A 20,407-nucleotide genomic window follows, 5' to 3' on the forward strand; every position below is an offset into this window, starting at 1 on the left:
TGCGAGTCGGTTGTGGCGGGCGTTTGCGCAGTTCCCCGCGCCCCCGTCGGGGCTCACTCGCCGTTGCACGAGTGCGGGTTCGTCGTCGCTGAGCGCGCAGTTCCCCGCGCCCCTGACGGGGCGCCTCATGCCCCCGCCAGTACCAGGTCCAGGACCCTGTGTTCGTCCAGGTCCGCCGCCGGCGACTCGTGGACCACCGCGCCCTCCCTCAGCACCAGGACCCGGTCCGCGAGGCCGAGGACCTCGGGGACCTCGCTGGAGACCAGGAGGACCGCGAGGCCGTCGTCGGCGAGGCGGCGGATGACGGCGTAGAGCTCGGCGCGGGCGCCGACGTCCACGCCCCGGGTCGGCTCGTCGAGGAGGAGGACACGGCAGCCGCGCAGGAGCCAGCGGGCGAGGACGGCCTTTTGCTGGTTGCCCCCGGAGAGGGTGCGTACCGGCGCGGACGGGTTGTCGGGGCGCAGGGACAGCTCGCGGGTCGCGGCCCGCGCGGCCTCCAGTTCCTTGCCGCGGTCGAGCCAGCCTCCGTACGAGAAGCGGGACATGGAGGAGACGGAGACATTGCGGGTGACGGACTCCAGCATGAGGAGGGCCTGCGCCTTGCGTTCCTCCGGGGCCAGGCCGAGACCGGCGCGGACGGCGGCGCGTACGCTGCCGGGCCGCAACACCTGTCCGTCGACGACGACGTGTCCGGTACTGGCCTTGCGCGCCCCGTAGATCGTCTCCAGGATCTCGGAGCGTCCCGAGCCGACGAGGCCCGCCAGGCCGACGATCTCGCCGGGCCGCAGTTCGAGATCGAGCGGCGCGAACTCGCCCTTCCGGGAGAGGTTCTTGACGGTGAGGACCGGATCGGTGAGCGGGGGCCCCGTGGGTCGCTCGGGGAACACGTACTCGACGTTCCGGCCGGTCATGAGGGCCACCACGTCGCGGGTCGGCGTCTCCTTCGCGGGCAGTCCGCCCGCGACCGCGCGGCCGTCCTTGAGGACGGTGACGCGGTCGCCGATCCGGCGGATCTCCTCCAGGCGGTGCGAGATGTAGACGACGGCGACGCCGTCGGCGGTGAGGGAGTCGACGATGCGGAAGAGGTTGTCGACCTCGTCCGGGTCGAGGGCGGCCGAGGGTTCGTCCATGACGATGAGGCGGACGTCGTGGGAGAGCGCGCGGGCCATGGAAACGATCTGCTGCTGGGCCGCCGAGAGGTCACCGACGAGCGTGCCCGGACCGATCTCGCCGTGTCCAAGTCGCTTGAGGAGTACGGCAGTTGTGGTGCGGGCGTCGCGTCCGCGGACCACGAAACCGGCGGTGGTCGGCTCGTGTCCGAGGTAGACGTTCTCGGCGACGGACAGCCCCTCCACCAGGTCGAGCTCCTGGTAGATGGTGGCGATGCCGAGGCGCATCGCGGCGATGGGCGACTTGAGCACCGTGCGCTCGCCGCGCCAGGTGATCGTGCCGTCGTCGGGCTGGTGGGCGCCGGCGAGGACCTTGATGAGGGTGGACTTCCCCGCGCCGTTCTGGCCGAGGAGGCAGTGCACCTCACCGGCCAGGACCTCCAGGTCCACGCCGTCGAGGGCGCGGACGCCGGGGAACGACTTGGTGATGCCGGACATGGTGAGCAGGGGTGGTTCCGGTGCCATGAGTGATCCCCTCGGCGGATGCGGGCCGGTGTCAGGGCAGGGCGGAGCTGAACGCCGTACTGGTGTGGTGATCGCGTGCGGTGTCGTGCCGGGCGGTGTTACGCCGGCGAGAACAGGTGGTCGCTGATCAGGCGGGCCGCGCCGATGACTCCGGCGGTGGGGCCGAGCTCGCCCAGGACGATGGGGAGGTTGCCGGTCGCCAGGGGCAGCGACTGGCGGTAGACCTGGGTCCGCAGGGCGGCGAGCAGCGTGTGGCCGAGGCCGGTCACGCCACCCCCGATCACCACGAGGCCCGGATTGAAGAAGCTGACGAGTGAGGCGATGACCTGTCCGGTGCGGTTGCCGCCCTCGCGGATGAGATCGAGTGCGGTGGCGTCACCGGCGGCCGCCGCGACGGCCACGTCGGCGGCGCTGAGTTTCCCGGCCCCTTCGAGCAGGGCCGCGAGTTCGCCGGAACGGCCCTCGCGGGCGGCCTCCTCGGCGTCGCGGGCGAGTGCCGCGCCGCTGAAGTAGGCCTCCAGGCAGCCCTTGTTGCCGCAGGCGCACTGGCGTCCCTCGGGCTCGACCTGGATGTGGCCGATGTCGCCGGCGCTGCCCGTCGTACCGCGGTAGACCTCTCCGCCGACGACGATGCCGCAGCCGATGCCCGTGCCGATCTTGACGCAGAGGAAGTCGCGCGCGGAGCGGGCGACGCCCGCGTGCTGCTCCCCCATCGCCATCAGGTTCACGTCGTTGTCGACCATGACCGGGCAGCCGAGTTCCTGGCTGAGGGCCTCGCGGACGGGGAACCCGTCCCAGCCCGGCATGATCGGCGGCGCGACCGGCACGCCCTCGGGGAACCGGACGGGTCCGGGGACGCCGATCCCGGCTCCGTCGAACCCCTCGGCGAGTCCGGAGGCCCTCAACTTGGCCGCCATCGCGAGCACTTGCTCGAAGACGGCGACCGGTCCCTCGCGGACGTCCATGGGCTGGTTGATGTGCCCGAGGACTTCCAGTTCGGCGTTGGTGACGGCGACGTCGACCGAGGTCGCGCCGATGTCGACGCCGAGGAACCGTAGTTCGGGGGCGAGCCGGATGTTGTGGGAGCGGCGCCCGCCGCGCGAGGCGGCGAGTCCGTCGGCCACGACGAGGCCCGTCTCCAGGAGCCGGTCCACCTCGACGGCCAGCTTCGACCGCGAGAGGTCGATCTGATCGCCCAGCTGGGCACGGGAGTTGGGTCCGCCGTCACGCAGCAGACGCAGCAGACGCGCCTGGTGCGCGTTCGCGGGTCGAGCCGTCATGCGTCTCACGTGCCCCTCACCGCCTCACCGGGCCGCCTGTCGTCCCGTCTTCGGGCTTTCGAGTGGAACGTAGCAGTGCTTGCCGGGAGTGGGAAGAAGTTGCGCAGCAATTGCCCATGACTTTCTCCAGTGACAGGACAAAGAGTCGGGCGAGGGGATCCGCGTACCCTGTCGCTCGCACAACTGACGGACGTCACAAGGGGGTTGGTATGACGGAGAGCACGCGCGCGCCGGCGGGCCGGGGAGAGGAACGGCCCGCCGCTCGGCGAGCGGATCAGCCCGCCGCGGAACTGCGGGTCAGCACGCTGGAGCTCTTCTTCGACCTCGTCTTCGTCTTCACCCTGACGCAGATCACCGTGCTGCTCGCGCACGACCTGTCGTTCGCCACGGCGGGGCGGGTCGTCCTCATCTTCGTCGTGCTGTTCTGGATGTACGGCGCCTACGCCTACCTCACCAACCAGGTGCCGCCCGACCGGCCCTCACGCCGGCTGCTGCTCATCGTCGGGATGGGCGCGTTCCTCGTGTGCGCGCTCGCCATCCCGCGCGCCTTCACCGACGGCGGCGTGCTCTTCGGCCTCGGGTTCCTGCTCGTGGTCGTGGTGCACAGCGCGCTGTACACGCGCAGCCACGGCCGTGACGTGATCTGGTACGCGGTGCCGAACGCGCTGGCCGCGCTCGCCGTGACGACGGCCGGGTTCTTCCACGGGCTCGCCGCCGACGCGTGGTGGGTGCTCGCGATCGTGCTCCAGATCGTGACGCCGTTCCTCGCCCAGACCGGCCCCCGCCGCCGGGGCGGGCGCACGCCGGACGACCTCAGGGGCCAGCTCGGCGGACTGGAGCCGGGGCACTTCGTGGAGCGCCACGGCCTGCTCCTGATCATCGCGTTCGGCGAATCCGTCATCGCGATCGGCATCGGTATCGGCGACCGGCCGCTGACGGTGGGCCTGTTCGGGGGCGCGTTCCTGGCGCTGGCGGTCGCGGTCGCGCTGTGGTGGACGTACTTCGTACGGGACGAGGGCGCGGCCGAGGAGACGTTCCGGGCGACGTCACCGGCCCGCCGGTTCCGCCTCGCGATGAACGCGTACTACTACGCCTTCCTGCCGATGCTGCTCGGTGTCGCGTTCCTCGCGGCGGGCGTGAAGAAGTCCCTCGGGCACCTCGGTGAGCATCTGCACACCGGGCCCGCGCTCGCGCTCGCGGGAGGTGTCGCGCTGTTCCTGGCCGGCGATGTCGCGTTCAGGACCGCGATGCGGCTCTCCCCGCTGGCCTTCAGAGCGGCGGCCGTGCCGGTGGTGCTCGGCGCGGCGCTGCTCGGGACGCACGTGGCCGCCGTGGCGGAACTCGTCGCGCTCGTCGTGATCCTGGTGGCGATGCTGGCCGCGGAGGCGCGGTCCTGTCGGGGCGTCCCTTCGGGCGACGGGTCGTCCGTGGCCGGTCGCGCCCACGCGGCGGAGCCGCACATGTAGCGGTCCCGCGCCCCTTTCGGGGGCGCGCCCCGGCCGTGATCCGTGGGCGGCGCGGCCTTACGACTGGTCGCGCCGGTGGTACGTCTCGCGGGTGTGCTCGGTGTGGGCCCGCATGACCGCCGTCGCGCGTGCCTCGTCCCGCTGCGCGATCGCCGCGATCAGCTCGCGGTGCTCGATCCAGGACTGCTTGCCGCGCTGACGGGCCACCGGCTGGTAGTACCAGCGCACACGGCGGTCGACCTGTCCGGCGAGCTCGCCCAGGACGACGTTGCCCGCGAGTTCCATGACCTTGGCGTGGAAGGCGGCGTTCGTGGCGACGACCAGCTCGACGTCGCCGTCGGCGACGGCCTGCTCGCCCCTGGCGCAGAGCTCTTCGAGTGCGGTGATCCCGGGCTTGCCGGCGTTCGCTGCGGCAAGGCGGGCCGCCTCGGCCTCCAGGAGCGTACGGACCGTGAGGAGCTGGTCCGCCTCGTCCTCGGTCGGCTCGTGCACGAAGGCGCCCTGCGCGGGCCGGAGATCGACCCAGCCCTCCGTGTTCAGCCGCTGGAGCGCCTCGCGCACGGGTTGCCTCGACACTCCGAGGTGCCCGGCGAGTTCGCTCTCGACCAGGTGCTGACCGGGCTGAAGTGCACGCGTCGTGATCAGTTCGAGCAGCGCCTCGTAGACCCGCTCGCGCAGCGGCCCGGGGCGCTCGAGCTTGGGCACCGCCCCCTGCGGCAGTCCTGTGGACAACATCGCGGTCCCCCTCCTGTGCAACGGAGAAGCCAGTATGAATTGGCTTTCGTCTACAGTCTACCGAGCACAATGGCCAGTAGGGGCGGGAGTTGGGCTCGTCACACCCGTGAACGCCGCGAAATCACGCCTGCTCAGGGGCAGTGGACGACCTGGCCCGCGTAGGACAGGTTGCCCCCGAATCCGAAGAGCAGCACCGGCTGGCCGCTGCGGATCTCGCCGCGCTCGACGAGCTTGGAGAAGGCGAGCGGGACGCTGGCGGCGGATGTGTTGCCCGAGTCGACGACGTCACGCGCGACGACGGCGTTCACCGCGCCGATCTTCTCGGCGAGCGGTTCGATGATCCGCAGATTCGCCTGGTGCAGGACGACGGCGGCCAGATCCTCGGGCGTGTACCCGGCCCGCTCGCAGGCCGCGCGGGCCAGCGGCGGCAGCTGCTGTGTCGCCCAGCGGTAGACGCTCTGGCCCTCCTGCGCGAAGCGCGCCGGCTCGCCCTCGATGCGCACGGCGTTGCCCATCTCGGGCACGGAACCCCACAGGACGGGGCCGATGCCCGGCTCGCCGCCGGGCGAGCAGGCCTCGACCACGACGGCGCCCGCGCCGTCGCCGACGAGGACGCAGGTGGTGCGGTCCGTCCAGTCGGTGACGGCGGACATCTTGTCGGCGCCGATCACCAGGGCCCGCGTCGCGGCGCCGGCCCGAACGGCGTGGTCGGCGGTGGCGAGCGCGTGTGTGAAGCCCGCGCACACCACGTTGACGTCGAGTGCGGCGGGCGAGGGCACGCCGAGGCGGTGCGCGACGCGGGCGGCCATGTTCGGCGAGCGGTCGACGGCGGTGGAGGTGGCGACCACGACGAGGTCGATGTCGTTCGCCGTCAGCCCCGCCGTCGCGAGGGCCTTCGCCGCGGCGTGCGCGGCCAGCTCGTCGACCGGCTCGTCGGGACCCGCGATATGACGGGTGCGGATGCCCACGCGGCTGCGGATCCACGCGTCGTCGGTGTCCACCATGGCCACCAGGTCCTCGTTGGTGAGGATCCTGGCGGGCTGGTAGTGGCCTACGGCGGTGATGCGCGAACCGGTCATGGGTGGGCCCCCTCGTGTTCGAGATGCGGATCCACCAGTCTGGTGAGCGACTCACCGGTACGAGGGCACGTAAAGCGACAGGATTGGGGCGCCCTGGTTGGAGGGTGCCCCACATCACCCTGCGGCGTCCGGGGTCTGCCCCGGTCTATCCCGTGAAGAGCTGCCTCGCCTTCTGGACGAGTTCGTACAGGCCGTACACGAGCGGCACCCCGACCCACAGCCAGGCGAACAGGGTGAGCGCGCGGCGGCTAGGCGGACTGCCGGCGCTCTGCGGCTGCGTCATCGGTGGCCTCCCTCGGGGCGGGGATGTGGTGGCGGGCATGGACGGGACGGATCAGCTCGTTGGCGACGAACCCGACGACGAGCAGACCGATCATGATCGTGAAGGACAGGCTGTAGAGGTCCTGGCCGTGCTTGCCGGCCTCTTCCTGGCTGTCGGCGACCCGGTTGACGATCAGCGGGCCGAGCACTCCGGCGGTGGACCACGCGGTGAGCAGCCGGCCGTGGATCGCGCCGACCTGGTAGGTGCCGAAGAGGTCCTTGAGGTACGCGGGGACGGCGGCGAAGCCGCCACCGTAGAAGGAGAGGATCACCAGCGCGCAGCCGATGAACAGAGGCTTGGAGGAGTCGCCGAAGCGGGCGATCAGCAGGTACATGACAGCGCCCACACCCAGGTAGAGGCGGTAGACGTTCTTGCGGCCGACCAGGTCGGAGGCGGAGGACCAGCCGATGCGGCCCGCCATGTTCGCCGCCGACAGGAGCGCGACGAAGCCCGCGGCCGCTGAGACGCTGACCGGGGTGCCGCTGTCCTTGAAGAAGTCCGTGATCATCGGGGCGGCCTTCTCCAGGATGCCGATGCCCGCCGTCACGTTCATGCAGAGCACGAGCCACAGGCACCAGAACTGGGGGGTGCGCACGGCGCTGCGGGCCGACACCTGCACCCCTTCCAGCGGTGCGGGCGCCCCTGGCGTGGGCGCCGCCTCGCTACGGGGAACTCGCACGAGCAGCACGCCGAGCGACATGAACACGGCGTACGCGAGTCCGTGCACGAGGAAGGCGAGGGCGATGCCCGAGGAGTCGGCGCCGAAGGACTCCAGCATCTGCGCGGACCACGGCGAGGCGATCAGCGCACCGCCGCCGAAGCCCATGATCGCGATGCCGGTGGCCATGCCGGGCCGGTCGGGGAACCACTTGATCAGGGTCGACACGGGCGAGATGTAGCCGATGCCGAGGCCGATCCCGCCGACGAAGCCGTAGCCGAGGACGATCAGCCAGAACTGCCCGGTGGCGGCGCCGAGGGCGGAGAGCAGGAAGCCGGAGGAGAAGCAGACGAGGGCGACGGTCATCGCCCAGCGCGGACCGTTGCGCTCGACGAGCGTGCCGCCGAAGGCCGCGGAGAGGCCGAGCATCACGATGCCGAGCTGGAAGGGGAGGGCGCTCTCGGTGCCGCTGAGGTGCATGGCGGACTCGAGCGGGGGCTTGAAGACACTCCAGGCGTAGGCCTGGCCGATGGAGAGATGGACGGACAGAGCGGCGGGCGGAACGAGCCAGCGGCTCCAGCCGGGTGGCGCGACGGGGGGCCTCATGATCCCGAACGTTAGGGAGCCGTAGGGGAGTTGGGAAGAGCATGCGCCGGAATCCGTACACGGTATGCGATGCGCCACCTCTTGTCGGCCCATCTTCCATACTGTAGACAATATTCCATCGACAGTCCGACGGTCCTCCGCACTCTCCTCCCGTGAGAGCAGGAGCCCTCGACCGAACGGAGCTCGCCATCGTGAAAGTCGCAGTCCTCGGCGCCGGTGCGATCGGCGCCTACGTCGGAGCCGCGCTGCACCGCGCCGGCGCCGACGTGCATCTCGTAGCCCGTGGACCGCACCTCGCGGCCATGAGGCAGCACGGCGTCCAAGTGCGCAGCCCCCGCGGTGACTTCACCGCCCGGGTGCACGCGACCGACGACCCCTCGGGGATCGGCCCGGTCGACTATGTCTTCCTCGGCCTCAAGGCAAACTCGTACGCGGCGTGCGGGCCGCTCATCGAGCCCCTGCTGCACAGCTCGACGGCCGTGATCGCGGCCCAGAACGGCATCCCCTGGTGGTACTTCCACCGGCACGGCGGCCCGCACGACGGGCAGCGTGTCGAGAGCGTGGACCCGGGCGGCGCGGTCAGTGCGGTGCTCGCGCCCGAGCGGGCCATCGGCTGTGTCGTCTACGCGGCGACGGAGCTCGAAGGCCCGGGTGTCGTACGCCATCTCGAAGGAACCAGGTTCTCCATCGGGGAGCCCGACCGCTCGGTGTCGGACCGGTGCCTCGCGTTCAGCCGGGCGATGCAGGACGGGGGCCTCAAGTGCCCCGTCGAGCCCGAACTGCGCGGCGACATCTGGATCAAGCTGCTCGGCAACATCTCGTTCAACCCGATCAGCGCGCTGTCCCGGGCGACCATGCGGCAGATGTGTCTGCACGGGGGCACGCGCCGGGTCATCGAGATCATGATGACCGAGACGCTCGCCGTCGCCGGGGCGCTGGGCTGCCGGCCGGACATCTCCGTCGAACGGCGCCTCGCCGGGGCCGAGCGCGTCGGCGACCACCGCACCTCGACGCTCCAGGACCTGGAGCGCGGCAAACCGCTCGAACTCGACGTGCTGCTCGCGGCCGTCGTGGAACTCGCGGAGATCACCGGCATCCCGGTCCCGACGCTCCGCACCGTCCACGCCATCTCGGATCTGCTCGCCGACCGCATGAGGAGCGCGGCATGAAGAAGCGGGACCGCACCCCGAAGACGTACACCCGCCTCACCCATCCCCTCGTCCGGGACTCACGCGACGAGCCGTTCCGCCGCGCCACCTGGGACGAGGCGCTCGCCAGGGCGGCGGACGGGTTCCGGCGCACCAAGGAGACGCACGGCCCGGACGCGTTCGCGATGCTGTCCTGCGCGCGCGCCACGAACGAGATGAACTACGTGGCGCAGAAGTTCACGCGCGTCGTGATGGGCACCAACAACGTCGACTCGTGCAACCGCACCTGTCACGCCCCGAGCGTCGCGGGCCTGTCCGCCGCGTTCGGCTCGGGCGGCGGCACCTCCTCGTACGAGGAGGTCGAGCACACCGACCTCGTCGTGATGTGGGGCTCCAACGCCCGGTTCGCGCACCCGATCTTCTTCCAGCACGTCCTGAAGGGGATCAGGAACGGGGCACGGATGTACGCCGTCGATCCGCGCCGCACGTCGACCGCGGAGTGGGCGGAGAGCTGGCTCGGCCTGAACGTCGGCACGGACATCCCGCTCGCCCACGCCGTCGGACGCGAGATCATCCACGCGGGCCTGCACAACAAGGCGTTCATCGAGCGGGCCACGACCGGCTTCGACGAGTACGCCGAGCTGGTCGAGCCGTGGACCCTCTCCCTCGCCGAGAAGGTCACGGGCGTCCCCGCCGCCGCCATCCGCGACCTCGCGCACGCCTACGCCACCGCCGAGCGCGCCCAGTTGTGCTGGACCCTCGGCATCACGGAGCACCACAACGGCACGGACAACGTACGGGCGTTGATCAATCTGTCGCTGCTCACCGGGCATGTCGGCCGCTACGGCTCCGGCGTCCAGCCCCTGCGCGGGCAGAACAACGTCCAGGGCGGCGGCGACATGGGCGCCATCCCCAACCGCCTGCCCGGCTTCCAGGACATCCTCGACGCCGCGCACCGCGTCAAGTTCGAGCAGGCGTGGGGCGCGGCCATCCAGCCGCGGTACGGGATGACGCTCACCGACATGTTCGAGGCGATGGAGCACGGCGAGCTGCACGCCGTGTACTGCATCGGCGAGAACCCCGCCCAGTCCGAGGCCGACAGCGAGCAGGCGATACGCCGTCTCGCGGCCCTCGACCACCTGGTCGTGCAGGACATCTTCCTGACGAAGACGGCGGAGATGGCCGACGTCGTGCTGCCCGCGACCGCCGCCTGGGCGGAGACGGACGGCACGACGACCAACAGCGAACGGCGGGTCCAGCGCGTACGTGCCGCGCTCACCCCGCCCGGCGAGGCCCGTGAGGACATCGACATCATCTGCGAGGTCGCCGCACGGCTCGGCCACGACTGGAAGTTCGCCGACTCCGAGGCCGTGTGGAACGAGCTGCGCTCGCTGTCGCCTGACCACTTCGGCATGACGTACGACCGCCTGGTGGAGCACCAGGGCCTTCAGTGGCCGTGCCCCGATCTGGAGGTCCTGCCGTCGAGCTTCCTGCACGGCAGGCTGTGGGAGTCGGACCCGGCGCTGCGTGGTCCCGCGGCGCCCTTCGGGCTCGTCGCGCACGACCCGCCGGTGGACCTGACGGACGAGTCGTTCCCGATCCGCCTGACGACGGGCCGGCGCCTCGACTCGTACAACACCGGTGTCCAGAGCGGGGGTTACGCCTCTCCGCTGCGGCGCGGCGAGTACGTCGAGCTGTGCCCGGAGGACGCGGAGCGGTACGGCGTCGTGGTGGGCGAGGAGGTGCGGGTGTCGTCGCGGCGCGGCGTCGTGGTGGCGCCCGTGTGGGTCGACCCGGCGCTGCGGCCCGGTCTCGCCTTCATGACCATGCACTTTCCCGACGAGGTGGACACCAACCAGCTGACGATCGAGGCGAACTGCCCGATCGCGGGGACGGCGGAGTTCAAGGCGTCGGCGATCCGCATCGAGAAGCTGCCCGTCGCGGCCGTGAGGAGCTGAGGCAGGAAATGGATCTGCACTTCGGTGACAGCAAGCCCACCGACGAGGAACGCGAGGCGGTGGACGCGCTGCTCGGCCCGCCCGGGTCGGCGTGGGAGACGGCCTTCGGTGACTCGACGGTCCGTTCGGACGCGGATCTGCGCTGGGCGCGCGGCGGACGTGCGGCGCGGGAGCGGCGGGACCTGCTGTTGCCGGGGCTGCACGCGGTCAACGACCGGGTCGGCTGGATCAGCGAGGGCGCCCTCGACTATCTGTGCCGGCGGCTGACGGTGCCGCCGGCGGAGGCGTACGGGGTGGCGACGTTCTACTCGATGTTCTCTGTGAAACCGCGCCCGGCGACCGTGCTGCACGTGTGCACGGACGTGGCGTGCGCGGCGAAGGGGTCGGCGGAGCTCTGCGCGGGGGTGGAGGGACGCCTTGGGCTCGGCAGCGGGGTCTCGGTCGAGCGGAGTCCCTGTCTGGGTCTGTGCGAGCGGGCTCCGGCTGCGCTCGTCGTGCGGGCGGGTTCACCTGCGGCGGGCCTCGGCGACCCGCCTCCCGACTCGCGCTCCTCGCACGCCGGAGAGGCTGAAAAGGCTCATGCGACAGCCGTGGTGGCCCCCGCCACCCCCGAGGCCGCCGTCCTCGCCGCCTCCGCCCCCGAGACCGCAGAGCCCGAACCGCCCGCCTCCCTCGCCGTCCCGCAGGCCGGGCAGCCCGGGCTCACCCTGCTGCGCCGCATCGGCGTCGTGGACCCCGCCTCGCTCGACGACTACCGGTCCCACGGCGGATACTCCGCCCTGCGCCGGGCGTTCGAGCTCGGGCCCGCCGGGGTGATCCGTGAGGTGACCGACGCGGGCCTCGTCGGGCGCGGTGGGGCGGCCTTCCCCACCGGTGTGAAGTGGAAGGCCACCGCCTCGCAGCCCGACCGTCCGCACTATCTGGTGTGCAACGCCGACGAGTCCGAGCCCGGCACCTTCAAGGACCGGGTCCTGATGGAAGGGGACCCGTACTCCCTCATCGAGGCCATGACGATCGCCGGGTACGCGGTCGGCGCCCACAAGGGGTACCTGTATCTGCGGGGTGAATACCCGCGCGCGCTAAGGCTGTTGGGCAACGCGATCGAGCAGGCACGCGCCCGCGGCCTCCTCGGTGACGACGTGCTCGGTCAGGGCTACGCCTTCGACATCGAGATCCGGCGGGGAGCGGGCGCGTACATCTGCGGCGAGGAGACCGCGCTGTTCAACTCCATCGAGGGCTACCGGGGCGAGCCCCGCTCCAAGCCCCCCTTCCCCGTGGAGAAGGGCCTGTTCGGGAAGCCGACGGCCGAGAACAACGTCGAGACACTCGTGAACGTGCTGCCGATCCTGACCATGGGCGCCGAGGCGTACGCGGCGATCGGGACGGAGAAGTCGACCGGGCCGAAGCTGTTCTGCGTGTCGGGGAGCGTCGAGCGGCCCGGTATCTACGAGCTGCCGTTCGGCGCGACGCTCGGCGAACTGCTCGGCCTCGCGGGCAAGCCCGGGAACCTGCGGGCCGTGCTCCTCGGCGGTGCCGCGGGCGGCTTCGTGCGCGCCGACGAGATGGACATCCCGCTCACGTTCGAGGGAACGCGCGCGGCGGGCACGACGCTCGGCTCGGGCGTCGTCCTCGCCATCGACGACACCGTGCCGCTGCCGCGCATCCTGCTGCGCATCGCCGAGTTCTTCCGGGACGAGTCGTGCGGGCAGTGCGTGCCGTGCCGGGTGGGCACCGTGCGGCAGGAGGAGGCGCTGCACCGGATCGCCGAGCGGACGGGCGCGGCGGCCGCCGGTGACATCGCGCTGCTCAGGGAGGTGGGGCGGGCCATGCGGGACGCCTCGATCTGCGGTCTGGGGCAGACCGCGTGGAACGCCGTGGAATCCGCCATCGACCGCCTGGGGGCGTACGAATGACCGCCATACCGCTGGGAGTGCCGCGCCGCCTCGTCGAGTTCACGCTGGACGGGCAGGAGGCGCGGGTGCCCGAGGGGTCGACGATCCTGGACGCCTGCCGGGCCGCGGGCAAGGACATCCCGACGCTGTGCCAGGGCGACACCCTCACCCCGAAGAACGCGTGCCGGGTCTGCGTCGTCGAGGTCGAGGGCGCCCGCACCCTCGCCCCGGCGTGCTCGCGCAAGGCCGAGGCGGGGATGGAGGTGCGCACGGACACGGAGCGGGCCCGGCACAGCCGCAAGGTCGTCCTCGAACTGCTCGCCTCGTCCGTGAACCTGTCGACGACGCCGCGCGCCGCCGAGTGGATCAAGGAGTACGAGGCGAAGCCCGACCGGTTCGGACCGGACGCGGCGCGTGTGGACGAGGAGCCGCGCGTCGACAACGACCTGTACGTCCGGGACTACGACAAGTGCATCCTCTGCTACAAGTGCGTCGACGCGTGCGGTGATCAGTGGCAGAACACGTTCGCCATCTCGGTCGTGGGGCGCGGCTTCGACGCCAGGATCGCCGTGGAGCACGACGCGCCCCTGACGGACTCGGCGTGCGTGTACTGCGGCAACTGCGTCGAGGTGTGCCCGACGGGCGCGCTGTCCTTCAAGTCGGAGTTCGACATGCGGGCGGCGGGGACCTGGAACGAGGCGGAGCAGACGGAGACGACGACGGTGTGCGCGTACTGCGGAGTGGGCTGCAACCTCACTCTCCATGTGCAGGACAATGAGATCGTCAAGGTCACCTCGCCGCACGACAACCCGGTGACCCACGGCAACCTCTGCATCAAGGGCCGCTTCGGCTATCAGCACGTACAGAACCGGGACTGATCGACACATGGGACGAGTCACGGAACGACGCAAGGTGCTCCGCATCCGGGACGAGCAGGTCTCCAGCAGGCCCGACACGCTCGTCGCCGAGGAGCCCCTGGAGATCCGCCTCAACGGCAAGCCCCTCGCCATCACGATGCGCACCCCGGGCGACGACTTCGCGCTCGCGGCGGGATTCCTGGTCAGCGAGGGCGTCCTCGGCGCGACGGAGGAACTCCAGAGCATCGTGTACTGCGCGGGGGCGGTCCAGGACGGGTCCAACACGTACAACGTCGTCGACGTGCGCACCGCTCCCGGTGTGGTGATCCCCGACATCACGCTCGAACGCAACGTGTACACGACGTCGTCGTGCGGCCTGTGCGGGAAGGCGAGCCTGGACGCGGTCCGTACGACGACGCGGTTCGCGATCGACGACACTCCCCCGGTCCGGATCGAGCCCTCGCTCCTGGCGAGCCTCCCCGACCGGCTGCGCGAGGCCCAGCGGGTCTTCGACCGGACCGGGGGTCTGCACGCCGCGGCCCTGTTCTCGGAGGCCGGGGAACTGCTCGACATCCGCGAGGACGTGGGCCGGCACAACGCGGTGGACAAGCTGGTCGGGCGCGCCCTCCAGAACGGCGGGCTTCCCCTTTCGCGCGCGATCCTGCTCGTCTCGGGCCGCGCCTCCTTCGAGCTCGCGCAGAAGGCGGTGATGGCGGGCATCCCGGTTCTCGCGGCCGTGTCCGCGCCGTCGTCGCTCGCGGTCGACCTGGCCGCCGAGACCGGCCTCACGCTGGTCGGTTTCCTGCGCGGGCCCAACATGAACGTGTACGCGGGAGAAGACCGCATCGCCCTGCGGGCCGCGGCCGCCCAGGGCTGACCGGATTCCCCGCGGCACGGCGACGGGGCCCGGATCCGGCGGGGAGCGCCCCCTGCGCCGGCCGGGCCCCACGCGCCGACGCCTCGGCAACCCTTTTTCGCTACGTGCCGGGCTCGCCGGATATCCGCCCCAGCATGTCCATGAACGCGGCGCGCTCGCCGGCGGAAAGCGGCGCCAGGAGCGCGGCGTTGGCGTCCTCGGCGGCCGCTGCGCACCGTCGTAGCGTCGCGCTGCCCTCGTCCGTGACCGTGACGGCGTTCTTGCGGCGGTCCTTCGGGTCGGGGGTGCGGACGACGAGTCCCGCGTCCTGGAGGTCGTTCAGGACGCCGACCATGTCCTTGGGGTCGAGCGAGACGCTGCGTACCAGGTCGGCCTGGGCCACGGGTTGCAGGTCCGTCACCGCGCACAGGACCACGTGGTGCCACATCTTCAGGCCCTCGCGGGCGAGCGCGTCGGCGACGAGGCCGCGCCCGCGCTCGGCGGCGCGGCCGAGGCGCCAGCTGGGGAGGGTGCGGATGGCGCCCAGGGCGGGCTGGTTCTCGGACACGGGGTCAGTCTAACCAGTAATCGTTGGACTTCCCAATGAATCTGGGTATCGTTGGCGCTCCCAACGACTCCACCCCGGGAAGGCGGTGTGCCGATGCGGCGCGTCCGGTACGAACACAGCGGTGGCCCCGATGTCCTGTTCCTGGAAGACGCGCCCGTCCCCGAGCCGGGACCCGGTGAACTCCTCGTCCGCACCGAGGCGATCGGCGTCACGCTGCCCGTCGTCCGCAAGGTCCGGGAGCCGCGCGAACCCATCGCCCTCGGCGGCGAGATCGCCGGCGACGTGGCGGCCGTGGGCCCCGGCGTGACGGAGTACGCCCCCGGCGACCGCGTCACCGGCCTCGTCTTCGGGCACGGATACGCCGACTACGCGCTGCTGCACGTCGCCATGGCGTCCCCGGTGCCGGACGGCGCGCGCGCCACCGACGCGGTCGCGCTGGTCCGCAGCGGGCTCGTGGCGTACGGAGCGCTGCAGGCCGCGCGTCCCGAGCCGGGTGAGGCGGTGCTCGTCACGGCGGCGGCGAGCGGGGTCGGCCATCTGGCCCTGCAACTCGCGGCGGCGAGCGGGGCGTCCCGGGTCATGGGCGCGGTGTCGGGGCCCGGCAAGGCCGAGTTCGTACGCGGACTCGGCGCGGACGACGTGGTGGTCTACGACGACGAGAGCTGGGGCGATCCCGTCGACTACGTCCTGGACGCGGTCGGCGGCGACCTCCTGACGCCTGGCCTCAAGGCGCTCGCGCCGCACGGGCGCCTCGTGGCGTACAGCTCGGGCGGCGGCACCGTCGAGGCGTACGACCTGCTCGTGGGCGCCAAGTCCGTCATCGGTTTCCAGATGGCGCTCATCGCGCGAGGGAAGCCCGAGACGTACGAACGGTGGCGCAAAGAGCTGTGGCGGCTGTTCTTCGAGGGGGCCCTGCGGCCCGTGGTGCACGCGGAGTTCGCCCTGGAGGACGCGGCGCGGGCCCACGAGGCCATCGAGGGGCGCGCCAATCTCGGCAAGGTCGTCCTGATCCCCTGATGCACGGTGCTTGTGGCGTGCCGAGCGTCCCAAGTAGCGTCTGTGAAGCGGACATTGGACGTGGGATGTCTGGATGTCCAGACGCATGAGCCGTGACATCAGCCTTGACATGAGCCGTTGAAGGGTGGCCGTACCATGCCGTCAAGTCTCCGCGTACGTCTGAGATCCCTGGGCACATCCGTCGTCGCGCTGCTCGCCGTCGCCGCGGGAGCCGCACTGCCCGCGCACGCCGCCGAACCGGCCGGCGCGGCGACGCAGGCGGCCCGAGCGGCCGCGGCGCAGCCGCCGTTCGAGCAACAGGTCCTCTTCAAGGCTTCCCAGGATCCCGGGTACGCCTGCTATCGCATTCCCGCCGTCGTGAAGACGAAGCAGGGGACGCTGCTCGCCTTCGCCGAGGGACGGACGAAGGACTGTTCCGACGCGGGCGACATAGACATCGTCGTCAAGCGGTCCGAGGACGGCGGCCGCACCTGGAGCCCGCTCCAGGTCGTGAACGAGGGCGCCGGTGACACACACGGCAACCCCGCCCCCGTGGTCGACCTCAGGACGGGCCGCATCCTGCTCGCGGAGACGTACAACACCGGCCGCACGGACGGGAAGAACTGCGACGTCCCGTGCGACCGCACCCCGCACCTCCAGTACAGCGACGACGACGGCCGCACCTGGTCGGCGCCGCGCGACCTGAGCGACGAGATCCTGCCGAAGGACTGGAACTCCTGGTACGCGACCGGACCCGTGCACGGCATCCAGCTCACCCAGGGACGCCACCGGGGCCGGCTCGTCTTCACCGTCAACGCCGAGACCTGGAACGGCAGTCGCGTCACCGCGAACCACGCCGCGCTCATGGTCAGCGACGACGGCGGCAGGCACTGGCGGGTCGGCGCGCAGGACTCCTGGCCGATCGCGGACGACGGCACCTTCCGGCAGAAGCCGTCCGAGATGACGCTGGCCGAACTGCCCGGCGGCACCCTGTACGTCTCGGGGCGCGAGCAGGACGGCACCGACCGCGGTCACCGCACGCACACGTGGAGCCGGGACGGGGGCGACTCGTTCACGCGGCGCTTCACAGCGATCCCCGACCTCTACGCCCCGCAGGTGCAGGGTTCGGTCCTGCGCACGGGCAACCGGCTCCTGCTGGCCTGCCCCGGCGACCCCGACCGGCGCCGGACCATGACCATCCGTTCCTCGTACGACGGCGGGCGGACCTGGGACAGCTTCGACCGCTCGACCGTGGTGACGACCGACTGGTCCGGCTACTCGGACCTCGTGCAGGCGACCCGCGACCAGGTGGGCCTCATGTACGAGGGCGGCGCGGTCGACGCCCGCGACGAGATCCGCTTCGCGCGCTTCACCGAGGACTGGCTGACACCGCGCCGCGGCGCCGACCCGACGACCGAGGACCGGGCCCGCCACGCGCGGGACGCGGCCGTGCTCGGCGGCGCCTCCCCGACCGCCGGCCGCTTCGGCGGGGCGCTCTCCTTCGACGGCACGGACGACGCCGTACGGCTCCCGTACAGCGACCGACTGCCGCTCGGCACGAAGGACTTCACCGCGTCGCTGTGGTTCCGCTACTCCGCCACGACCGGTGAGCAGCCCCTGCTGTGGATGGGCGGCATCGGCACCACGCAGCCGCAGGTGTGGCTGCGCGCCGAGCCCGCGAGCAACCGCATCACGGGCCTGATCACCACACGGGACGGGGCAGCGGCCCCGCGCACCGCCTCGGTGCGCACCACCGCCGCGTACAACGACGGCCAGTGGCACCACGCCGTACTGCGGCGCGGCAAAGGACAGTTGACGCTCACCGTCGACGGGACGTCGGTCGTCACGCCCGACGTGCCGGGCTCCGTCAGCCGCAACTCGCCGTTCGGCGTGCACGTGGGTGAACGGATGGACAGCCGGGCGCACTTCACCGGCGCGATCGACGACGTCCGCGTCCAGGACCGGGCGTTGAGCGACGAGGAGCTCGACACCCCGGTCACCACTGTGACCCCGGACACCGTCCTGTGGCTGCCCATGGACCGCGTGCGCGGCGGCCACTAGCGTCCGAGAGGTGCCCGCGGACACGGAGGCGGCGCGCCGCAGGAGCAGGGGAGCGGGTCTCGGCCTGCTGCTGGCCCTGGTGTGCGCCGCCGCCTTTATGACCGCCCTCCCGGACGACGACCGGGAGGGCGGTCGCCCGTGCGCGGCGCGTACCGTCGCCTCGTGGTCCGCCGACGCCGGCCTCACGGGCTCGTTCGTTCGCTACGGCGACGACGCGTCGCGGGGCGACGACTGGACGGGCGGCGACGGCACGCACTCGGTGCGGCTCCCGGACGGGCGGGTCCTGTGGCTGTTCTCCGACACCTATCTCGGGCAGGTGCACGCGCCGCCCAACCCGGCGGGCCGGCCGCACTCCTGGCGGGACGTCTCGGCGCCGTTCGTGCGCAACTCGGCCGTGCTGATGGGCCGTTCGGGCACCCTGGAACGCACACTCCCCGCGCCCCTGTTCCCCGACCCGGCGCCGCAGCAGTGGCGCTGGCCCGTCGCGGCCCGCGTCGAGCCCCGCTCCCCCGGCTCCGCCGAGCAGGTCGTCCGCGTCCTGCTGTGGACGCGTACGACGGGGACGGGTCCCTGGATCTACGGCATGCCCGCCGCCACCGAGGTCGCCACGCTGTCACTGCCCGGCCTGCGCGTCGAGAGCGTCGCCACGGTCCTCGACCAGCGGGGCGTGCCGGACCCGGCTCGGCGCGTCCTGTTCGGCACGACGGCCGTCGACCGGGGCGGATGGACGTACGTGTTCGGCGGTGACGACGGGCAGGGTGCCACGCGCCGTGCCTATGTCGCGCGGGTGCCGCACGGCCGGCTCGCCGAACCGGGGGCGTGGCGCTACTGGGACGGCTCGGGCTGGACGCGAACTCCACGGCCACGGGCGGTCCTCGGCGACGGTCGACGGCGCGGGGTCGGCAGCGCGTTCACCGTCGTGCGCGACGGCGGTACCTACGTCCTGTTCACGATGGCCGCCGGGACCGCGGGCCTGACCCGCGTCACCTCTTACTGGGCCTGCACCCCGACCGGGCCCTGGCACGGCCCCGCGAAGGGCTTCGAGGCGCCGCTGCCGCGGGACGGGGCGCTCCGGCAGGGCACGACCGCGTACAACCCGCAGGCGCACCCCGCACTCAGCGGTGACGGGCGCGTGCTGCTCAGCTACGACGTCAACTGGCTGGACGCGGCGCCCGCCACCGCACAGGCACAGGTCAGCGGGAACGTGTCGCTGTACCGGCCGCGGTTCGTGGCTCTGCGGCTCGCTGCTCCCCCGCGCTGACCTGTTCCAGGGGGTCGAGCGCCCGGCGCTTGGCGATCACGGCGCACACCATCAGCTGCATCTGGTGGAACAGCATCAGCGGCAGCACGGCGAGGGACGCGTGTGCCCCGAACAGGACGCTCGCCATGGGGAGTCCGGCCGCCAGGGACTTCTTCGACCCGGCGAACTGGATCGCGATGCGGTCCTCGCGCCCGAAGGCGAGCGCCTTGCCGCCGTACCAGGTGACCGCCAGCATCACGGCGAGCAGCACCGCCTCGACGACGAGGAGCCCGCCCAGGCGCACCGCGCTGACCTGGTGCCAGATGCCCTGGACCATGCCCTCGCTGAACGCGGTGTAGACGACGAGCAGGATCGAGCCGCGGTCGACGTAGCTCAGGACCTTCTTGTGCCGCGTGATGAAGGAGCCGACCCAGCGGCGCAGGAACTGCCCGGCGAGGAACGGCACGAGCAGCTGCAGCACGATCTTGACGAGGGAGTCCGCGGAGAACCCGCCGCCGCTGTTGCCGAGCAGGCCCGCCGCGAGCAGCGGCGTGATGACGATGCCGGCGAGCGAGGAGAAGGAGCCCGCGCAGATCGCCGCGGGCACGTTGCCGCGGGCCATGGACGTGAAGGCGATCGACGACTGGATCGTCGAGGGGACGAGTGTGAGGAAGAGCAGACCGTCGTAGAGGGACGGCGTGAGGACCACGGGGACGAGGCCGCGGGCCGCGAGGCCGAGGAGCGGGAAGACGACGAACGTGGCGGCGAGGACGGTCACATGGAGCCGCCAGTGCCTGAGGCCGTCGAGCGCCTCGCGGGTCGACAGGCGCGCCCCGTAGAGGAAGAAGAGGAACGCGACGGCGGTGGTCGAGGCGCCGGACGCGACATCGGCCGCACCACCGCGCGCGGGCAGGAGCGCCGCGAGGCCCACCGTCCCTATGAGCGCCAGGATGTAGGGGTCGACCGGCATCCAGGACGGCCAAGTCAGGCGTTTCACGGGTTCCATGTTCCTTGCTGTCGGTTCAGGTCGTGCCCTCTCCATCGTCCTCCT

General features: G+C 71.7%; 17 protein-coding genes. 9 read left to right on the forward strand and 8 right to left on the reverse strand.

The genetic code is table 11. From position 1 onward, the window contains the following. Positions 1–125 precede the first annotated feature (125 nt). Together OHO83_RS11860 and OHO83_RS11865 are read right to left on the reverse strand one after the other, a co-directional pair. Complete coding sequence (locus OHO83_RS11860; RefSeq protein WP_330279419.1) at positions 126–1,634, reverse strand: sugar ABC transporter ATP-binding protein; 1,509 nt, start codon at positions 1,632–1,634, stop codon at positions 126–128. Positions 1,635–1,732: 98 nt separating this feature from the next. Beyond that, positions 1,733–2,914, reverse strand: coding sequence for an ROK family transcriptional regulator (locus OHO83_RS11865; RefSeq protein WP_330279420.1), 1,182 nt, complete (start codon positions 2,912–2,914; stop codon positions 1,733–1,735). Positions 2,915–3,123: 209 nt separating this feature from the next. On the opposite strand from OHO83_RS11865, the gene OHO83_RS11870 reads away from it, so the two are divergent. Next, positions 3,124–4,380: a low temperature requirement protein A gene (locus OHO83_RS11870; protein ID WP_330279421.1), complete on the forward strand. Its 1,257-nt coding sequence runs from the start codon at positions 3,124–3,126 to the stop codon at positions 4,378–4,380. 57 nt (positions 4,381–4,437) lie between these two features. Here the strand turns inward: OHO83_RS11870 and OHO83_RS11875 are convergent, their stop codons facing one another. The 4 genes from OHO83_RS11875 to OHO83_RS11890 all read right to left on the reverse strand — a co-directional run bounded on the left by OHO83_RS11875 (position 4,438) and on the right by OHO83_RS11890 (position 7,780). Continuing rightward, positions 4,438–5,115 (reverse strand): GntR family transcriptional regulator, encoded by a 678-nt coding sequence (locus OHO83_RS11875; RefSeq protein WP_116507849.1) that lies wholly within the window; start codon positions 5,113–5,115, stop codon positions 4,438–4,440. Positions 5,116–5,246: 131 nt separating this feature from the next. After that, positions 5,247–6,194, reverse strand: a complete 948-nt coding sequence (locus OHO83_RS11880; protein ID WP_330279422.1) for a beta-ketoacyl-ACP synthase III — start codon at positions 6,192–6,194, stop codon at positions 5,247–5,249. Between the two features lie 145 nt (positions 6,195–6,339). Further along, positions 6,340–6,477 (reverse strand): MFS transporter small subunit, encoded by a 138-nt coding sequence (locus OHO83_RS11885; protein WP_165914588.1) that lies wholly within the window; start codon positions 6,475–6,477, stop codon positions 6,340–6,342. Further along, positions 6,443–7,780, reverse strand: a complete 1,338-nt coding sequence (locus OHO83_RS11890) for an OFA family MFS transporter (protein WP_329433418.1) — start codon at positions 7,778–7,780, stop codon at positions 6,443–6,445. Before OHO83_RS11890 ends, OHO83_RS11885 begins: the two co-directional genes overlap by 35 nt. Positions 7,781–7,971: 191 nt before the next feature. Here OHO83_RS11890 and OHO83_RS11895 point away from each other — a divergent pair, with 191 nt between their 5' ends. From OHO83_RS11895 to fdhD, 5 genes are read left to right on the forward strand one after another with little or no spacing between them, the layout of a single operon-like run. After that, a complete protein-coding gene (locus OHO83_RS11895) occupies positions 7,972–8,949 on the forward strand; it encodes a 2-dehydropantoate 2-reductase (RefSeq protein ID WP_330279423.1) in 978 nt (325 codons plus the stop codon). Then, the gene (locus tag OHO83_RS11900) at positions 8,946–10,886 is read left to right on the forward strand and encodes a molybdopterin oxidoreductase family protein (RefSeq protein ID WP_266675381.1); all 1,941 of its coding nucleotides are present in this window, start codon (positions 8,946–8,948) and stop codon (positions 10,884–10,886) included. The genes OHO83_RS11895 and OHO83_RS11900 overlap by 4 nt, the downstream gene beginning before the upstream one ends. Before the next feature lie 8 nt (positions 10,887–10,894). Further along, positions 10,895–12,799, forward strand: coding sequence for an NAD(P)H-dependent oxidoreductase subunit E (locus OHO83_RS11905; RefSeq protein WP_330279424.1), 1,905 nt, complete (start codon positions 10,895–10,897; stop codon positions 12,797–12,799). Next, positions 12,796–13,656 (forward strand): 2Fe-2S iron-sulfur cluster-binding protein, encoded by an 861-nt coding sequence (locus OHO83_RS11910; protein WP_266675379.1) that lies wholly within the window; start codon positions 12,796–12,798, stop codon positions 13,654–13,656. The genes OHO83_RS11905 and OHO83_RS11910 overlap by 4 nt, the downstream gene beginning before the upstream one ends. Before the next feature lie 7 nt (positions 13,657–13,663). After that, positions 13,664–14,512 carry a formate dehydrogenase accessory sulfurtransferase FdhD gene (gene fdhD, locus OHO83_RS11915; RefSeq protein WP_266675378.1) on the forward strand — a complete coding sequence of 283 codons (849 nt, stop codon included), beginning with the start codon at positions 13,664–13,666 and terminating at the stop codon, positions 14,510–14,512. Between the two features lie 100 nt (positions 14,513–14,612). On the opposite strand, the gene OHO83_RS11920 is transcribed toward fdhD, so the two are convergent. Continuing rightward, positions 14,613–15,059 (reverse strand): MarR family winged helix-turn-helix transcriptional regulator, encoded by a 447-nt coding sequence (locus tag OHO83_RS11920; RefSeq protein WP_266675377.1) that lies wholly within the window; start codon positions 15,057–15,059, stop codon positions 14,613–14,615. 93 nt (positions 15,060–15,152) lie between these two features. Here OHO83_RS11920 and OHO83_RS11925 point away from each other — a divergent pair, with 93 nt between their 5' ends. The 3 genes from OHO83_RS11925 to OHO83_RS11935 all read left to right on the forward strand — a co-directional run bounded on the left by OHO83_RS11925 (position 15,153) and on the right by OHO83_RS11935 (position 19,377). Beyond that, positions 15,153–16,076, forward strand: a complete 924-nt coding sequence (locus tag OHO83_RS11925) for a quinone oxidoreductase family protein (protein ID WP_266675376.1) — start codon at positions 15,153–15,155, stop codon at positions 16,074–16,076. Between the two features lie 135 nt (positions 16,077–16,211). Beyond that, positions 16,212–18,116, forward strand: a complete 1,905-nt coding sequence (locus OHO83_RS11930; protein WP_330279425.1) for an exo-alpha-sialidase — start codon at positions 16,212–16,214, stop codon at positions 18,114–18,116. Positions 18,117–18,126: 10 nt separating this feature from the next. Continuing rightward, positions 18,127–19,377: a DUF4185 domain-containing protein gene (locus OHO83_RS11935; protein ID WP_266675374.1), complete on the forward strand. Its 1,251-nt coding sequence runs from the start codon at positions 18,127–18,129 to the stop codon at positions 19,375–19,377. Here the strand turns inward: OHO83_RS11935 and OHO83_RS11940 are convergent. Then, complete coding sequence (locus OHO83_RS11940; RefSeq protein WP_266675373.1) at positions 19,310–20,353, reverse strand: bile acid:sodium symporter family protein; 1,044 nt, start codon at positions 20,351–20,353, stop codon at positions 19,310–19,312. The genes OHO83_RS11935 and OHO83_RS11940 overlap by 68 nt on opposite strands. Positions 20,354–20,407: the final 54 nt, after the last annotated feature.

Source organism: Streptomyces sp. NBC_00569 (genome assembly GCF_036345255.1).
Classification (GTDB): Bacteria; Actinomycetota; Actinomycetes; order Streptomycetales; family Streptomycetaceae; genus Streptomyces.